Annotated in this window: 16 protein-coding genes; 9 read left to right on the top strand and 7 right to left on the bottom strand. The window is 64.8% G+C overall.

The genetic code is table 11. The features are described 5' to 3' along the window. Position 1: 1 nt before the first annotated feature. The 6 genes from IEV62_RS06260 to IEV62_RS06235 form a co-directional block, all read right to left on the bottom strand. Complete coding sequence (locus IEV62_RS06260; RefSeq protein ID WP_188446010.1) at positions 2 to 379, bottom strand: YdbL family probable chaperone protein; 378 nt, start codon at positions 377 to 379, stop codon at positions 2 to 4. Continuing rightward, positions 379 to 612 (bottom strand): YnbE family lipoprotein, encoded by a 234-nt coding sequence (locus IEV62_RS06255; protein ID WP_188446009.1) that lies wholly within the window; start codon positions 610 to 612, stop codon positions 379 to 381. Before IEV62_RS06255 ends, IEV62_RS06260 begins: the two co-directional genes overlap by 1 nt. Then, entirely contained in the window at positions 609 to 3,779 is a 3,171-nt protein-coding gene (locus tag IEV62_RS06250) for an intermembrane phospholipid transport YdbH family protein (protein ID WP_229732861.1), read from the bottom strand. Before IEV62_RS06250 ends, IEV62_RS06255 begins: the two co-directional genes overlap by 4 nt. Before the next feature lie 97 nt (positions 3,780 to 3,876). Then, entirely contained in the window at positions 3,877 to 4,761 is an 885-nt protein-coding gene (yghU, locus tag IEV62_RS06245) for a glutathione-dependent disulfide-bond oxidoreductase (RefSeq protein ID WP_188446008.1), read from the bottom strand. Positions 4,762 to 4,844: 83 nt separating this feature from the next. Continuing rightward, positions 4,845 to 5,255: a hypothetical protein gene (locus tag IEV62_RS06240; RefSeq protein WP_188446007.1), complete on the bottom strand. Its 411-nt coding sequence runs from the start codon at positions 5,253 to 5,255 to the stop codon at positions 4,845 to 4,847. A 50-nt stretch (positions 5,256 to 5,305) separates the two neighbouring features. Then, entirely contained in the window at positions 5,306 to 5,545 is a 240-nt protein-coding gene (locus tag IEV62_RS06235; RefSeq protein ID WP_373868561.1) for a hypothetical protein, read from the bottom strand. A gap of 91 nt (positions 5,546 to 5,636) precedes the next feature. Between IEV62_RS06235 and IEV62_RS06230 the strand changes: the two genes are divergently transcribed. Next, on the top strand, positions 5,637 to 7,460 hold the full coding sequence (locus tag IEV62_RS06230; protein ID WP_188446006.1) for an ABCB family ABC transporter ATP-binding protein/permease: 1,824 nt from the start codon (positions 5,637 to 5,639) through the stop codon (positions 7,458 to 7,460). A 10-nt stretch (positions 7,461 to 7,470) separates the two neighbouring features. Beyond that, positions 7,471 to 8,301 (top strand): APH(3')-I family aminoglycoside O-phosphotransferase, encoded by an 831-nt coding sequence (locus tag IEV62_RS06225; protein WP_188446005.1) that lies wholly within the window; start codon positions 7,471 to 7,473, stop codon positions 8,299 to 8,301. Between the two features lie 27 nt (positions 8,302 to 8,328). Here the strand turns inward: IEV62_RS06225 and IEV62_RS06220 are convergent, their stop codons facing one another. Then, positions 8,329 to 8,601: a GNAT family N-acetyltransferase gene (locus IEV62_RS06220; RefSeq protein ID WP_188446004.1), complete on the bottom strand. Its 273-nt coding sequence runs from the start codon at positions 8,599 to 8,601 to the stop codon at positions 8,329 to 8,331. Positions 8,602 to 8,645: 44 nt separating this feature from the next. On the opposite strand from IEV62_RS06220, the gene recQ reads away from it, so the two are divergent. From recQ to IEV62_RS06185, 7 genes are all read left to right on the top strand, one after another. Further along, the gene (gene recQ, locus IEV62_RS06215; protein WP_188446003.1) at positions 8,646 to 10,406 is read left to right on the top strand and encodes a DNA helicase RecQ; all 1,761 of its coding nucleotides are present in this window, start codon (positions 8,646 to 8,648) and stop codon (positions 10,404 to 10,406) included. A 309-nt stretch (positions 10,407 to 10,715) separates the two neighbouring features. After that, positions 10,716 to 10,889: a hypothetical protein gene (locus tag IEV62_RS06210; RefSeq protein WP_188446002.1), complete on the top strand. Its 174-nt coding sequence runs from the start codon at positions 10,716 to 10,718 to the stop codon at positions 10,887 to 10,889. A gap of 266 nt (positions 10,890 to 11,155) precedes the next feature. Beyond that, the gene (locus IEV62_RS06205) at positions 11,156 to 11,590 is read left to right on the top strand and encodes a protein tyrosine phosphatase family protein (protein ID WP_188446001.1); all 435 of its coding nucleotides are present in this window, start codon (positions 11,156 to 11,158) and stop codon (positions 11,588 to 11,590) included. Beyond that, positions 11,587 to 12,000: a hypothetical protein gene (locus tag IEV62_RS06200; RefSeq protein ID WP_188446000.1), complete on the top strand. Its 414-nt coding sequence runs from the start codon at positions 11,587 to 11,589 to the stop codon at positions 11,998 to 12,000. The genes IEV62_RS06205 and IEV62_RS06200 overlap by 4 nt, the downstream gene beginning before the upstream one ends. 50 nt (positions 12,001 to 12,050) lie before the next feature. Next, a complete protein-coding gene (locus IEV62_RS06195; RefSeq protein ID WP_188445999.1) occupies positions 12,051 to 13,037 on the top strand; it encodes a sterol desaturase family protein in 987 nt (328 codons plus the stop codon). After that, positions 12,971 to 14,557, top strand: a complete 1,587-nt coding sequence (locus tag IEV62_RS06190; protein WP_188445998.1) for a GMC family oxidoreductase — start codon at positions 12,971 to 12,973, stop codon at positions 14,555 to 14,557. Before IEV62_RS06195 ends, IEV62_RS06190 begins: the two co-directional genes overlap by 67 nt. Beyond that, a complete protein-coding gene (locus tag IEV62_RS06185; RefSeq protein ID WP_188445997.1) occupies positions 14,554 to 14,730 on the top strand; it encodes a hypothetical protein in 177 nt (58 codons plus the stop codon). The genes IEV62_RS06190 and IEV62_RS06185 overlap by 4 nt, the downstream gene beginning before the upstream one ends. The last annotated feature ends 17 nt before the right edge of the window (positions 14,731 to 14,747 follow it).

Genomic DNA, 14,747 nt, shown 5'->3' with positions numbered 1-14,747 from the left:
CTCACACGCAGCTGGCGATGCGTTCCGGCGGTGCTGCGGTGCGGGTTTTCCAAGTGTTGTCTGGTGCCCTGTACTTCTCGCCCGGCGTGGTGCGCGCGATCAGATTGCAGCCGCTGGTGATAGCGAACTGATCGACGGTCGATCCAGACTGCGCGCTTTGCTGGGTATAGGCGGCCTTGCGCTGGATGTTGATGTTGTTGACCAACGCGCGCAACTCCGCGCTCCCCGCGCCCACGACACCAAGATAGCCATCGGGCTGCTCGCCGATTTGCCCGGCGGTGCGCGCCGCCTGATAGGCCGGGTCGCGTTGCGCCAGCGCAGGCGCCGACGCGCCGATCAGGGCTAAGGCGGCGATTGAGATTTTGAACGTGCGGGTCATCAGAAAATCCCTGGTTGCGCTTGAATCAAACTCTTGGCCTGACCGTCGAGACGGTAAACGACCTCCTGCGAGACCTTGATGTTGAGGTTGATGACGATCGGCTTGTCGGGTGCCGACACGGTGACACAGGCAGTGGTGGTGCCCAATGTCGCCAAAGCGGCCAGCATCGTCAGTCTCTTCATCGCGGTCTTGGTCGGTTGATCGGTCGCCTTCGTCAATGCTGTTTGCATCATGGCATTTTCCTGCTTTCGGATGGCTGAATGGAGACGGGCGGCGTGGGCGGAGGCGTTGGCGGTGGCGGAGCGCGCTTGTTCTGCTCCTCAAGCAAGGCGGGCAGGTTGCGCTCGATCAGCCGTTTCGGATCGTAGAAGCTCTGCGCCGAATCGATCAGCTGGCGAAACGGAGCCTCGATCCGCAAATTGAACACGATCGGCAATTTCTGCAGCCGGTCGAATAGGAAGTTGCGCTTCGCCCCCGCCCCTTGTGCGACCCCCGCAAAGCGCACTTCGGTGATGATCTCGCCCGCCAGCGGCCCGTTCATCACCACGTCGAGATCGCGATAGCGCAGCGATTTCAGCGCCTGGAACGCGAAATTACCCCAGAATCCGACATCTTTCTGGGTCACCTCGCCGATATAGGCGATCGTCCCGCCGCCGGGCCGCACCACCAAATGCCCGCTCTCGACTCGCCCGCCGGTGGCATCGAACACCATCGGCAAGGTGCCGTCGAACACGCCGGTCGCGTTCAGATTTTTGAAGTCGAATTGCTGGAGGAACTGCGCCGCCTCCACGCCTGCGACGCGGAAGGTCATGCGGCGTTCTTGCGCTTCGGCGAAATCGAGCATTGTCGGCTCCAGCGTCAGCGTGCCGCCCGCAAACGGCCAGCGCCCTTCCTCGATGGCGATTCGCGTATTCGGCAGCAAATGGTAGCGCACCGTCCCGTCCAGGACCGGCACGCCCGGGTTGATCGTCTTGATCGTCAGCACCTGTCCCGGCGCGGTCTCGAGCGCGAGCAAATCGGTGAAGCGGATCTCGCCTGCGATTCCGGTTGCCGGGCCGAAGCCAGCGGCAAGATCGATGCCGGCGGTGCGGAACGTGCCGTCGCTGGTCACGCCTTGCGGTGTCCAGCGGATCTGCCCTGCGCCCGTCACCGATCCGACGACATTGGCGATGACGCCATACGTCAGCCGCGTGAGCTGATCGGGCTGGAAGCGGTCGCTGAAGGTGATGCCGGGCACGGTGAGATCGGCGCGGCCGGTCCCTGTGCCCAGATCGTGTGCGATCGCCACCTCGGCGACCTTCACGGTGTGCGTCGGCTCGAACAAACTACCCGTCGCGGCGATACGGTTGTCGATCAGCGTGAGCGCGACGCTTCGCGCGGCGAGCGGCTTAAAGCGCGGATCGGGTGCGGCATCCGCGACTGCGAGCGCGCCGTCGAGCGTGAGCTTGCGCGCGGCAAAGCGCCAAGTGCCATCGGCCCCGGACAGCAGCAGCGGCACATTTCCGATTTGCCCGGCTGTACCCGCAAAGCTGCCGGTCAAGCCATCGCTGCCATAGCTACCCGTAAGCGTCGCCACATCCAGCCGGGTGATCCGCTCCGCCGAACCAAGCCGCACCCCGAGGCCAGTGACGGCGAACTGCCGGTCGCCCAGCCGCCATTCGGCGCGGCGCGTGGTAAGGTCGATCGGCGCACTGCCGAGCGTGCCGCCCAGCTGGACCGGACCGATCATTCCGCCGCCGCGCAAGCTACCGCGCTCGAGCCGCACCAACCCGCCATCGAGCGGGCATAAGGTCACCGCCGATCGCCGCAGATCCAGCCCCGCGGTGCGGAGCCGGTTAAACGCCAGCGGCGCGCATGCCGCATTCACCACCAGCCGCGATACGCCGTCCCAGCTTGCCACGATCGGTACGCTCAGCGCATCGACTCGACCATCGCCAAGCGCACCCGACAGCGCGACACGAGTCGTGATTCGCGTCGCGCCGCCGGGACTCGCGCTGAAATCGACCGGCGACAGCGTCAGGCGCGAAGTGCCCGCAGCATACGGCGCAACCATCGCCCGGCCGATCAGCGCCGCGCCGGGTGCCGCCTGCGCCAGCTGGATTCGTGCATCCGGCAGTCCGCCGCCAGCGATCTGCGCCGCGCTGTCGATCCACACCGCCCCGTCGGGCCAGCGATAGCGGATCCCGCCACCGCCCGCGATTGTCGCGCGTGCGCCCGAGGAGGCGGCGAGCGCAAGGCGCGACACGCTGATTTGGCCGCGCGCCCCTTCGACGATGGCCGAAAGCTGCACATCCAGATCGACCGACCGAGCCGCATTTTGCGCCGCGGCGACGAGCTTTGCGGCAAGCGGCGCGACCGGCGTTCCCGACCCGATCGAACGATAGGGATCGAGGCTTGCGACAAGATGCTGCGGCACGACGACCCGGCGGGCGCGGGCGGTCCCGTCGAACGCGAGCCCGTTCGCAAAGCGATATTTCCCGGTCAGGACGCTGCTCGCGCCCGTAGTCCCTGCTGCTGCGATCGCGCCCGATCGTAGATCGACCGTCCCAGACATATCCTTTGTCGATCCGACAAAAGCGACCTGCCCGGCGATGCTGCGGATACCCGCCCCGGTCCGATCGACCGCCGCGACCGCAAGCTGTGCGGTGCCTTTCCAATGGTCCAGCGCACCGTTGAGTGCGACCGAAACGTCAGCGCGCGCATCAGTCGCGTTCACGCCGTTGCAAGCCGCCTGCGCCACCGATACCGGGCCAACCACGCTCGGGCGTGCCTGCACGATCCGAATCGTTAAGGCGGTGGCCGCGGACTCGATCCGGCATCCGGCGAAATCCAGCCGTGTCGAACGCGCGTTGAGCGTGCCGGCAAAGCCGTTATCGAGCCGACCCGCGCCCGTCACTTGCAACGCGACGTCACCGTACGGCGTTGCCAGCGCAATCCGCGCATCGCCGATCTCGGCATGCACCGCAGGCAAGGCGAACGGCTTGCCCGAGGATGCCGGGAGCAAGCGATCGATCGCGCCGAACGACACTTTCCCGTCGGCCAGCCGCGCGCGCATCTGGACCGTGCCGACACGGATCGCGGTGACAGATGGTCCCGAAACCCACAGGCTGGTATCGACCTCGATCCAATCGGCTACCAAGTCGGGCCGCGCCGGGTCGCCGATTCTGACCTTGGTCAGCCGCTGCGTGCGCAGCCCGATTTGTGCAACCTCATAGCGCGCCGCGACACCGCGGGCGCGGAGCGCTTCGTCGATGAAATGCGCCGCCACCGGCTTGCGTAGCAGCGCCAGCCCGCCGAGCAACGCCACGAGGATCAACCCGACCAGGCCGACAGCCCAGCGCCAGCGCACGCGGCGCGGCATCCCACCTGCGTCCGCTTCTGCCGCCTTGCCGTCCGTCACGCACGCTCCCATCATCCTGGTCGATGCAGACCATGCCTGCATTTCGGTGCATCAACCAGAGACGCGCAAGATCGTTGCGCGCGGGAGCGGAATCGCGTCAGGCGTCTGCGACCGCAGGAGTGGGGACAAGCTTGTCCTGGGTTTGCGTATCGAAGTCGCGCGCGTCGTGGCGTTCGTGGAGCTGGCTGGCGGGATCGCCCATTACGCGGTTGACCATCCGCCCGCGTTGCACCGCCGGACGCGCGGCGATCGTGTCGGTCCAGCGCGCGACGTTCTTATACTCCTGCACTTGCAGGAACTCGGCCGCGTCATAGACCAAACCCTTTACCAGCGCGCCGTACCACGGCCACACGGCGATATCGGCTATCGAATAGTCGCTGCCGCCGAGATACTCGCTCTCGCCCAGCCGCCGGTCGAGCACATCGAGCTGGCGCTTCACCTCCATTGCGAAGCGATCGATCGCATATTCGATCTTGGTCGGCGCATAAGCGTAGAAATGGCCGAACCCGCCGCCGAGCATCGGCCCTGCGCCCATTTGCCAGAACAACCACGACAGCACTTCGGCGCGCTTCGCCGGGTCGGTCGGCACGAACGCGCCGAACTTCTCGGCCAGATAAAGCAGGATCGATCCCGATTCGAACACGCGCACTGGGGCTGGACCGCTATGATCGACCAAGGCGGGGATTTTCGAATTGGGGTTGGCGGCAACGAAGCCGCTGCCGAATTGATCGCCGTCCATGATCTTGATCAGCCACGCGTCATATTCGGCGCCGGCATGTCCTGCCGCGAGCAATTCCTCGAGCATCACTGTCACCTTCACGCCATTGGGCGTCGCCAGCGAATAGAGCTGGAGCGGGTGCTTGCCGACCGGCAAATCCTTGTCATGCGTCGCGCCGGCGACGGGCCGGTTAATGCTGGCGAAGCGGCCGCCGCTTTCCTTGTCCCACGTCCAGATTGCTGGTGGCGTATAGGTGTCGGTCATGCCGGTTCTCCGATGCTGCGGGTCTGGCGGGGAAATGGCGTGTCATCGCAATCCGCGCAAGGGGAGCGTCTGGGCCGACTCAGCTAACCGAGCAATGGCTCTCCGGGATAGGGTTTGCGGTGAATGCGCTCCGCTGCCCAGCCCCCGAGCAGCGGCAGCCCGACCGCGCAGACCTGCATCCACAACGGATGCGGCAGCGCGAATTGGTTCATCACCCCCGCCGCGAGGAATACAACGGTCACGATCCAGCCACCGGGCACCCAGTCCGCGATCCGTAAAGCAAGCCACGCCCCCGCAAGCGGCGCGATCAGCCAGCCGGTTGCGACGATCAGCTTTGCTGCGATCGGCATCGCCGCGATATAGGCGGCGAGAACGCTGGGATCGGCGGTATCGACGTCAACTAGGGGGAACAGCGCGCTGCTGATCCCATCGCTCGCCGCAACGAGCAGAAATGCGACAAAGATTCCCGCAACAACGCCAAAGACTTTTTTCATGCCATAACCCCCGTCGAGCACGTCTTAGCATGATCGGCGGTGCGCTGACATCAGCCGTGCGCGGGGTGACCCAGTGCTTGGGTCTGCACCATCCGCACGCCGGTCGCACGGCACGATGCGGTTACCACCGGATAATCAATGTCGCTGTTGCGCACGAGTGCGGCCGGCATTGCTTGCTGGCAGGCGCGGATCGATTGATACTGGACCGGTTCAACGCGCGTTTGCTGGCAAGCGGTGCTGCCGTCGCCGCATCCCATGATCGCCATGACGTAGAAAAGCGGTTCCATCATCTCATCCTTCCGCTTGCAAAAACGATGAGCCGACGCGCTTGTTCCACGAAGCGCTTTCAGGGGCGCTTGACTATCCCTACATGGGGGCGAGATGCCACCCGATACAGCCACCACCTCGACCGCGCCCGAACGCCCGCTGCTGCCGACGCTCAAACGCTTCCTGCCCTATCTGTGGCCCGCCGATGCGCCGATCCTGCGGTTGCGGATCGTCGGCGCGATGACTCTCGTCGTGCTGTCCAAGGTCACGCAAGTCTATGCCAGCGCTTATACGCTGAAATGGGCGGTCGACCGGATGGCGCAGGGGGAGCGATCGGCGATGTGGATCGTGATTGCGCTGGTGCTGGGCTATGCCGGCGCGCGTTTCTCGACGACCTTGTTCGACAATCTGCGCAATGCCGTGTTCGAACGCGTCGGGCAGGACGCAACGCGGCGGCTGGCGGCGAGCGTCTTCCGCCACCTCCACCAACTCTCGCTGCGCTTCCATCTCGAACGCCGCACCGGTGCCGTCACCAAAGTTGTCGAGCGCGGCACCAAGAGCATCGATACGATGCTCTATTTCATGCTGTTCAACATCGCGCCGACCGTGCTGGAATTGGGGCTGGTGCTCAACATCTTCCGCTCGAGCTTCGGCTGGGGGCTGGTCGCGGCGACCGTCGTGATGGTTGCGATCTATATCTGGTTTACCCGGATGGTGACCGATTGGCGCGCCGCCTTGCGCACGCGGATGAACGATCTCGATACCGGCGCGGTCAGCCACGCGGTCGATTCGCTGCTCAATTTCGAGACGGTGAAATATTTCGGCGCGGAAGAGCGCGAGGGGAAGCGCTACGATGCGGCGATGGCGGCCTATGCCAATGCCGCGGTCACTTCCGAAAACTCACTGGCGTGGCTCAACGTTGGGCAAGCGTTGATCACCAATCTAATGCTCGGCGGCGGGATGGCGTTCGTCGTTTATGGTTGGGGTCGGGGGCAATTCTCGGCGGGTGACGTGGTGTTCGTGTCCACCCTGCTCAGCCAATTGTTCCGCCCGCTCGATTTGCTCGGGATGGTCTATCGCACGATCCGGCAGGGCGTGATCGACATGGGCGCGATGTTCGATTTGATCGATACGCCGTCCGAAGTCGTCGATGTCGCGAATGCACCCTCGCTCACCGTGCCGAACGGGCATGTCCGCTTCGAAAATGTGCGCTTCGGCTATGATCCGGGAATGCCGATCCTGAAGGGGATCGACCTCGACATCCCGGCAGGCAAGACGCTCGCCGTGGTCGGGCCGTCGGGCGCGGGGAAATCGACGCTCGCGCGGCTGCTGTACCGCTTCTACGATCTGACCGGCGGGCGGATTACCGTCGACGGGCAGGATATCGCACAGGTGACGCAGGCGTCGTTGCGATCCGCGATCGGCATCGTGCCGCAGGATACGGTGCTGTTCAACGACACGATCGGCTATAATATCGCGTACGGGCGCGAGGGCGCGGGTCGGTCGGAGGTCGAGAAGGCCGCGCGCGGGGCGGCAATCGCCGCGTTCATCGAACGCCAGCCACAAGGCTATGACACGCGCGTCGGCGAGCGCGGGCTGAAGCTGTCGGGCGGCGAGAAGCAGCGCGTCGCGATCGCGCGGACCTTGCTCAAGAACCCGCCGGTGCTGATCCTCGACGAGGCGACCAGCGCGCTCGACAGCCGCACCGAGGGTGAAATCCTCGACACGCTGCAAGCGATCGAACGCGGCCGCACCACGATCGTGATCGCGCATCGCCTGTCGACGGTGGTGCATGCCGATGAGATTGTCGTGCTTGAGGCCGGACAAGTGGTCGAACGCGGCAGCCACGCCGCGCTGCTGCGCAAGGATGGCTTGTACGCCGAGATGTGGAATCGGCAGGCGCAGGAACGCGCGGAGGAAGCAGTGGCGGCGGAGTAAGCGCGTGGAGATGGGCGACGATCGTGTGCTGGGTGAGGATCGCGAAGAAGCGTGTTCGGCGATTGCGGTGCCGGCGAGCCTGTCTTCTGCGGTGGCCGGATATCAATGGGCGCGTAATCTGGTCGGGCAATCCGGTGGTGCCGTTTACCGGCTCCACGGCAAACAGCGCGCGACTGATCTGTTTCTGAAGCACGGACGCGATGCGCTTGCCGACGACATCACCGGCGAGATGGTCCGGCTGCGCTGGCTGGCCGGTCATATCCCTGTGCCCGCCGTCACCTATTTCGTCGGCACCGCGGACGAAGCCTGGCTGTTGATGCACGCCTTGCCCGGCCAGACCGCCTATCAGGTGATGGAGTCGCAGCCCGACGAACGGATCGCCATCGTCGATGCGCTGGCAGCCTTTCTGCGGCGGCTCCATGCCATTCCGCTCAGCGATTGCCCCTTTACCAGCGATCACGCCTACCGCCTCGCCCGCGCGCGGGCGCGGATCGATGCGGGTTTGGTCGAAGAAGACGATTTTGACGCCGAGCGCGAAGGCTGGAGCGCCGAACAAGTCTGGGATGCGTTACAAACGCTGTTGCCGCTCGCGCCCGATCCCGTCGTCACGCATGGCGATTTCTCGCTCGATAACATCCTGCTGCGCGATGGTGTGGTGGTCGGGTGCATCGATACCGGACGCGTTGGCATCGCCGATCGTTACCAGGACATCGCGATCCTGTGGCACAGTCTCGGGGAATTCGACCCAGGCCTGCAAGACCGGTTTTTCGCGCGATACGGCATCGCCGATGTGGATCGCGGCAAGCTGCACTTCCACCTTTTGCTCGACGAGCTGTTCTGAGGCGCACCAACGGTGCAGTCCCGAGCGCTATCGCAACAAAGCCCGATATTCCGGATGCTTCGCGATGAACGCCGCGACGAACGGGCATTGCGGAATGACCTTCAACCCGCGGTCGCGCGCCGAATCGAGTGCGGCGCGAACCAATTTCGCGCCGACGCCGCGCGCTGCCGTTGCCTCGGGCACGATCGTGTGGGTGAAGACGATCGTATTGCCCTCCATCTGATACGCGGCGACGGCGCGGTGGCGGCCGATGGCGAGCTCGAATTCGGCCTCGGCCTTGTTGTGGGTCACGCGTTCCATCGGCTGCGCTTGCATCGGGCAGGCGGCTTCGCGCAAGAGGGCGCGTGATCGATCCTCTTCCCATTTTGCAATCGACCTTCGGCTTTCCGGCGTTTCGCGGGGTGCAGCAGCACGTCGTCGACCGCGTGCTCGCTGCGCAGAACACCCTCGCCGTGATGCCGACCGGCGCGGGCAAGTCGCTGTGCTATCAATTGCCGGCGGTTTTGCTGCCGGGGACGTGCGTGGTGGTCTCACCCCTGATCGCGCTGATGCACGATCAGCTGCGCGCGGCGCTGGCGATCGGGATCAGCGCCGCCACGCTCACCTCGGTCGATACCGATCAGGCCGAGACGATTGCGCGCTTCCGGCGCGGCGAGCTCGATCTGCTCTATGTCGCGCCCGAGCGTGCCTCGGGCGCGAGCTTCCGCGATTTGCTGCGGCAAGCGCCACTCGCCTTGTTCGCGATCGACGAAGCGCATTGCGTCAGCGAATGGGGGCATGATTTCCGGCCCGATTACCGGCTGCTGCGCCCGCTACTCGATGCCTTTCCGCATATCCCCCGGCTCGCGCTGACCGCCACTGCCGATGCGGTGACGCGCGCGGATATTCTCGAACAGCTCGGCATTCCGCACGACGGGATGATTGTTGCCGGGTTCGACCGGCCCAATATCCAGTACCGCATTTCGCCCAAGGATAATGCCACGCGCCAGATCGCCGATCTGATCGCCGAGACGCCGGGGGCAGGAATCGTCTATGTCCAGAGCCGGGTAGGCACCGAGAAAATGGCCGAGGCGCTCGCCAAGACCGGACGGCCTACGCGGGCCTATCATGCCGGGCTCGATCCGGCGGTGCGCGCGCGCAATCAAGCCGATTTCGTCGCGTCCGAAGACATGGTGATGTGCGCGACGGTCGCGTTCGGCATGGGGATCGACAAACCCGACGTGCGCTTCGTCGCGCATGCTGGCCTCCCCAAATCGATCGAGGCCTATTATCAGGAAACCGGGCGTGCGGGGCGCGACGGTGATCCGGCGGTGGCGCATCTGTTCTGGGGTGCCGAGGATTTCGCGCGCGCGCGGCAACGCATCGGCGAGGTAGAACCCGCGCGCCAGCCGGGCGAGCGGCAGCGGCTCGCGGCCTTGGGCGCGCTGGCCGAGACGGCGGGGTGCCGGCGGCGCATCCTGCTCAAGCATTTCGGCGACGATTCGCCGGAAAATTGCGGTAATTGCGACAATTGTCTCAATCCGCCCGCCAGCGTCGATGCGACGGAGGTGGCGAGGAAATTCCTCTCCGCCGTGTTTCGCACGGGGCAGAGCTTTGGCGCGGGCTATATCGAACAAGTCCTCATAGGCCAGTCGAGCGAGCGCAGTCTGATGAACGGGCATGAGGCGCTCGGCGTGTTCGGCATCGCGTCGTCGCCCGAGGAGGCGGCTTTAATCAAGCCGGTCGGGCGCGCGCTGTTGCTGCGCGATGCGTTGCGGGCGAATGACTTCGGCGGGCTCGAATTCGGCCCCGGCGCGCGCGGCATCCTCAAGGAGGGCGAACGCGTCGATCTGATCGTCCCGCCCAAGCGCGCGCGGCGGCGGCGCGGGGAAGCGGTGTCGAACCCGACCGGCGATCCGTTGTTCGAGGCGCTGCGCGCCAGGCGTCGCGAACTGGCGCTGGAGGCGAGCGTGCCGCCGTACGTGATCTTCCACGATTCGGTGCTGCGCGAAATGGCGGCGCTGCGGCCGTCTTCGCTCGCGGCAATGGGCCGGATCACCGGCGTGGGCGCGCGGAAACTGGAGGCTTATGGCGAGGCGTTTCTTGCGGTGGTACGGCGGTCTTAGGAAGATGTGGCGCTAGCGAAGCGCTTGTCGCTGCCGCAGACAAAGAACGAATTCGGGCATGAACCCGGGAGCGACGCCACATGCTGGCGGTCAAGTATAAGGCGACAAAGGCATTATTGAGAGCTTTGCTGTTGCGCTAGTCCGTCCATTTCGGATCAAAACATCAGCACACGGATTGGTCAACGCGCTATTGTATTGGTGCTGCAATCATCGGCGATGGGGTTTTGATATTCAATTCTCGAAATCATTGTGGATAATGCAGAGATTTGTCCTGATAGGGCGCTCCACCTTAACTGTAAGGATGCGGGTATGGCATATCGTATCAAAGTAAAAGACGTGGATGGGGTAATTCATTACATTGAAACAGCCGAAAATACCTTTATGAAAACAAGCGGACAGCTTCTGCAAATGGCTGCAAACGCGATGGGGGTTGTCGGCGGGTTGACCGTGTTGAGCCATGGAAAAAAAGAGGACGTCAAGTAGGGAACGCCGTCCTTAAACGGCTTCCCAATATCGAATGTGCTTGGGGGGAGAGTACTCTCTCGCCAAGCGTTCGGTTGTACGCAAGTATGACAGCGTCGACTAGGACAGCGTCAACACGCGGTTGTGACACTCCGGTCGGCGGCGGACTGATCCGCGTTCTGGCAGGTCCAAGTGAGACCGAGGCTGCGTCGGGTTGATTGGACAGTGGTCGCATACTCGCTATCCGCCGCTTCCTGAGACTCAGTGAACCGGCTACAGTTACAGACATGACCATTCTCCGCACCATCGACGCGACCCTTTCGGTCGCCCCGCAGATCGACCCAGACGACATGGCGGAGATCGCCGCATCGGGCTTCACCGCGATCGTCAACAATCGCCCCGACGGCGAGGATTTCGGGCAGCCGACGGGCGATGAAGTCGCCGCCGCCGCGCACGCCGCTGGCCTCAGCTACACCGCGATTCCAATCACGCACACCGGTTTCTCGCACCCGCAAATCGATGCAATGGCCGCCGTGCTCGCCGTCGCCAAGGGGCCGGTGCTGGCCTATTGCCGCTCCGGCACGCGATCGTGCAATCTGTGGGCGCTGGCGGCGGTCAAGGCGGGCGCGCATCCCGATGCCGCGATGGCGAAGGCGGCGGCGGCGGGATATGATCTCACCGGCTTGCGGCCGTTGCTCGACGCCCTATCTTCGCCGGCATGAACTGGCTCGTTCTAGGCTATAGTCTCGCAGGTGTGCTCGGCCTCGCGCTGGTGGCGCGTTGGCTACGGTTGGGCGAAAGCCGGATTTCGAGCGAGGCGCAGGCGCGCGAGACGGCCGAGCAAATGCTTGCGGGCTTTGTCGCGCACGGCGCTTTGCTCGGCACCGATGGCAATGCCGCGTTGGTTGCCGGCAATGGCGCGATCGCGATCCTGAAGCGCCATGGCGCGAAGATCGCCGCGCGGCGGCTGGTCGCGCCGCTTGGCCTGACGCAGGCGATCGAGGGGGTGCGAGTCGAAACCGGCGAGCGGCTGTTCGGCGGGGTCTTGCTGTTCGGCGTCGTGGCGGACGAGGTGCGTGCGCTTGAGGCGTCGGTCGGGCGCGCATCGGGCGTCGTCGTCACGCTCCACTGATCGCTGCGCCCATTGACAATGGGGCACTGACAGTCGTGTAAGTAGTGGTGATGGTTTTGCCCGACCCCGTCCCCTATGCCGTGCCCGGCTTCATCCTGCTCGTGCTGGCCGAGATGGTGGTCGCGCGCGCGCGCGACCGGACCCGCTATGAGCCGCGCGATACGCTGACCTCGCTGATGCTGGGGCTTGGCAGTACGGTGGCGGGCGCGCTGTCGGGGGCGGCGGTGTTCGCGCTGGCGCTGTGGGTGTGGCAATTCCGCGCCTTCGACATTGGATATCAATGGTATTGGTTCGTCATCGCCTTCGTGATCGACGATCTGGCGTATTATGCCTTCCACCGCTCGGCGCATCGCGTGCGGTGGTTCTGGGCGAGCCATGTCATCCACCATTCGAGCCAGCATTATAATTTATCGACGGCGCTGCGGCAGACCTGGACTGGCTTTTTCAGCATCGGTTTCCTGTTCCGCTTGCCGCTGTTCCTGATCGGCTTTCCCCCGGCGCTGGTGTTCTTCGTGGCGGGGATCAATTTGATCTACCAATTCTGGATCCATACCGAAGTGATCGACCGGATGCCGCGCTGGTTCGAGGCGGTGATGAACACCCCGTCGCACCACCGCGCGCATCACGCGACCAACCCGCGCTATCTCGACAGCAATTATGCTGGGGTGTTCATCGTGTGGGACAGGATGTTCGGCACTTTTGTGGCGGAGCGCGACGATGATCGTCCGCGCTATGGCATCGTCAAGAATCTCGGCAGCTTCAACCTGTTCTGGGCGGCGTTCCACGAGTGGATCGGCATCGCGCGGGATGTGTGGCGTGCGCCGGGGCTTCGTGCCAAATTGGGCTATGTGGTCATGCCGCCGGGGTGGAGCCACGACGGCAGCCGCGATACGTCCGAAAGCATCAAGGCGCAGTGGCGCGCGACGTGGATACATCGACCGGCAAACGCCGGCGGGTCTGGAGAGATTGAATGGACGAAGCCGATATCGTTGTCGTCGGGGGTGGATCCGGCGGAGCGGCTGCTGCCGGACGCCTGAGTGACGGGGGTAAGGTGTCCGTCGCCTTGCTCGAAGCCGGCGGTCGCAACACCGGGCTGCGCACGCGCATTCCCGCGTTCCTTGCGTTTCAGACCGACAAGACCAACTGGAATTACGAGACCGTGCCGCAGCCGGGGCTGAACGGCCGACGCGGGCATCAGCCGCGCGGCAAGGGGCTGGGTGGATCGAGCGCGATCAACGCGATGATCTATATTCGCGGCAACAAATGGGATTACGACAATTGGGCGGCGCTCGGCTGCCCCGGCTGGTCGTATGACGATGTGCTGCCCTGGTTCAAACGTGCCGAACATAACACGCGGGGCGGCGATGCCTTTCACGGCGCCGACGGGCCGTTATGGGTCAGCGAGCAGCGCTTCGCCAATTCCGGCAGTATGGATTTCATCGAAGCCGGTGCCAGCTTGCAAATCCCGCGCAACGACGATTTCAATGGCGCGCGGCAGGACGGCATCGGCCTGTATCAAGTCACGCAGAAAAACGGCGAACGCTGGACCTCGGCGCGCGCGTTTCTCGGCGACAAGCCGGCCAATCCCAACCTCCATATCCTGACCGGCGTAACCGCCGAGCGCGTGCTGTTCGATGAAGGGCGCGCGTGGGGCGTGGCCTATCTGCAAGATGGGCAATCCAAGGTGATCCGCGCGCGGCGCGGCGTGATCCTGGCGGGCGGGGTGTTCGGTACCGCGCAATTGCTCCAGCTGTCGGGCATCGGGCCGGGCGCGCATTTGCGCGAACAGGGCATTGCCGTGCGGATCGACCGGCCTGCGGTCGGCGCGAACTTGCAGGATCATATCGATTATGTTGCGGCGTTCGAAACGCCGGGGACAGGATTTGTCGGGAATTCGCTGAAAGGCACGCTCGCCATGGGCGGGGCGCTGATCAGCTGGCTGCGCAAGCGCGAGGGGATGATGACGACGCCCTTCGCCGAAGCCGGCGGCTTTCTCACCGTCACGCCCGATGCCCCCGCGCCCGACGTGCAGCTCCATTTCGTGATCGCCGCGCTCGAGGATCATGGCCGGACCAAGGTACCGGGGCATGGCTTTTCCTGCCATGTCTGCGTGCTGCGGCCCGAGAGTACCGGCACCGTGCGACTCGCCTCGGGCGATGCGCGCGTCGCGCCGGTGATCGATCCCGCTTTCTTCAGTGATTCGCGGGACATGGCGGTGATGAAGCGCGGCGTGCGCGCGATGTACCGCATCCTCGAACAGCCGCCGCTCAGCAACCACCAGGGCCGCGATCGCTATCCGATCGACCTCGAGGATGACGACGCGCTCGAACGGCTGATCCGCGCGCGCGCCGATACCGTCTATCATCCGGTCGGCACGGCGCGGATGGGATCGGACGAGGCGGCGGTGTGCGATCCGCGGCTGCGCGTGCGCGGGGTCGAGGGGCTGTATGTCGCCGACGCCTCGGTCATGCCCAAGCTCGTTTCGGGCAACACCAATGCGCCCTCGATCATGATCGGCGAGCGCTGTGCCGATTTCGTAACGGCTGATCTGGGATGAGCGAGCAGGGTCCAAAGCCGGCGACCGACTGGCGGCGGATCGGGCTGATCGCCGCCGTCACGCTGGTGCCGGGCGGGTTTCTGCTGGGCGCGGCACTGGCGATGCGGCGGATGCAGGCGAGGGCGGAGGCGGCGGTGAACGAGGCCGAGGCCGCTCCGAACGACAAGGCCTAGCCGCACCGGCTCCGACC

The sequence above is a fragment of the Sphingomonas psychrolutea genome (assembly GCF_014636175.1).
GTDB lineage: Bacteria > Pseudomonadota > Alphaproteobacteria > Sphingomonadales > Sphingomonadaceae > Sphingomonas > Sphingomonas psychrolutea.
Note: the sequence above shows the minus strand (reverse complement) of the source record. Positions and strands in the feature narration are given on the sequence as shown.

Bases quoted from the DNA above. Each gene is read 5' to 3' on its own strand.
- IEV62_RS06260 (WP_188446010.1), bottom strand. From the start codon at position 379: ATGACCCGCACGTTCAAAATCTCAATCGCCGCCTTAGCCCTGATCGGC.
- IEV62_RS06255 (WP_188446009.1), bottom strand. From the start codon at position 612: ATGATGCAAACAGCATTGACGAAGGCGACCGATCAACCGACCAAGACC.
- yghU (WP_188446008.1), bottom strand. From the start codon at position 4,761: ATGACCGACACCTATACGCCACCAGCAATCTGGACGTGGGACAAGGAA.
- IEV62_RS06240 (WP_188446007.1), bottom strand. From the start codon at position 5,255: ATGAAAAAAGTCTTTGGCGTTGTTGCGGGAATCTTTGTCGCATTTCTG.
- IEV62_RS06235 (WP_373868561.1), bottom strand. From the start codon at position 5,545: ATGATGGAACCGCTTTTCTACGTCATGGCGATCATGGGATGCGGCGAC.
- IEV62_RS06230 (WP_188446006.1), top strand. From the start codon at position 5,637: ATGCCACCCGATACAGCCACCACCTCGACCGCGCCCGAACGCCCGCTG.
- IEV62_RS06225 (WP_188446005.1), top strand. From the start codon at position 7,471: ATGGGCGACGATCGTGTGCTGGGTGAGGATCGCGAAGAAGCGTGTTCG.
- IEV62_RS06220 (WP_188446004.1), bottom strand. From the start codon at position 8,601: ATGGAACGCGTGACCCACAACAAGGCCGAGGCCGAATTCGAGCTCGCC.
- IEV62_RS06210 (WP_188446002.1), top strand. From the start codon at position 10,716: ATGGCATATCGTATCAAAGTAAAAGACGTGGATGGGGTAATTCATTAC.
- IEV62_RS06205 (WP_188446001.1), top strand. From the start codon at position 11,156: ATGACCATTCTCCGCACCATCGACGCGACCCTTTCGGTCGCCCCGCAG.
- IEV62_RS06200 (WP_188446000.1), top strand. From the start codon at position 11,587: ATGAACTGGCTCGTTCTAGGCTATAGTCTCGCAGGTGTGCTCGGCCTC.
- IEV62_RS06195 (WP_188445999.1), top strand. From the start codon at position 12,051: ATGGTTTTGCCCGACCCCGTCCCCTATGCCGTGCCCGGCTTCATCCTG.
- IEV62_RS06190 (WP_188445998.1), top strand. From the start codon at position 12,971: ATGGACGAAGCCGATATCGTTGTCGTCGGGGGTGGATCCGGCGGAGCG.
- IEV62_RS06185 (WP_188445997.1), top strand. From the start codon at position 14,554: ATGAGCGAGCAGGGTCCAAAGCCGGCGACCGACTGGCGGCGGATCGGG.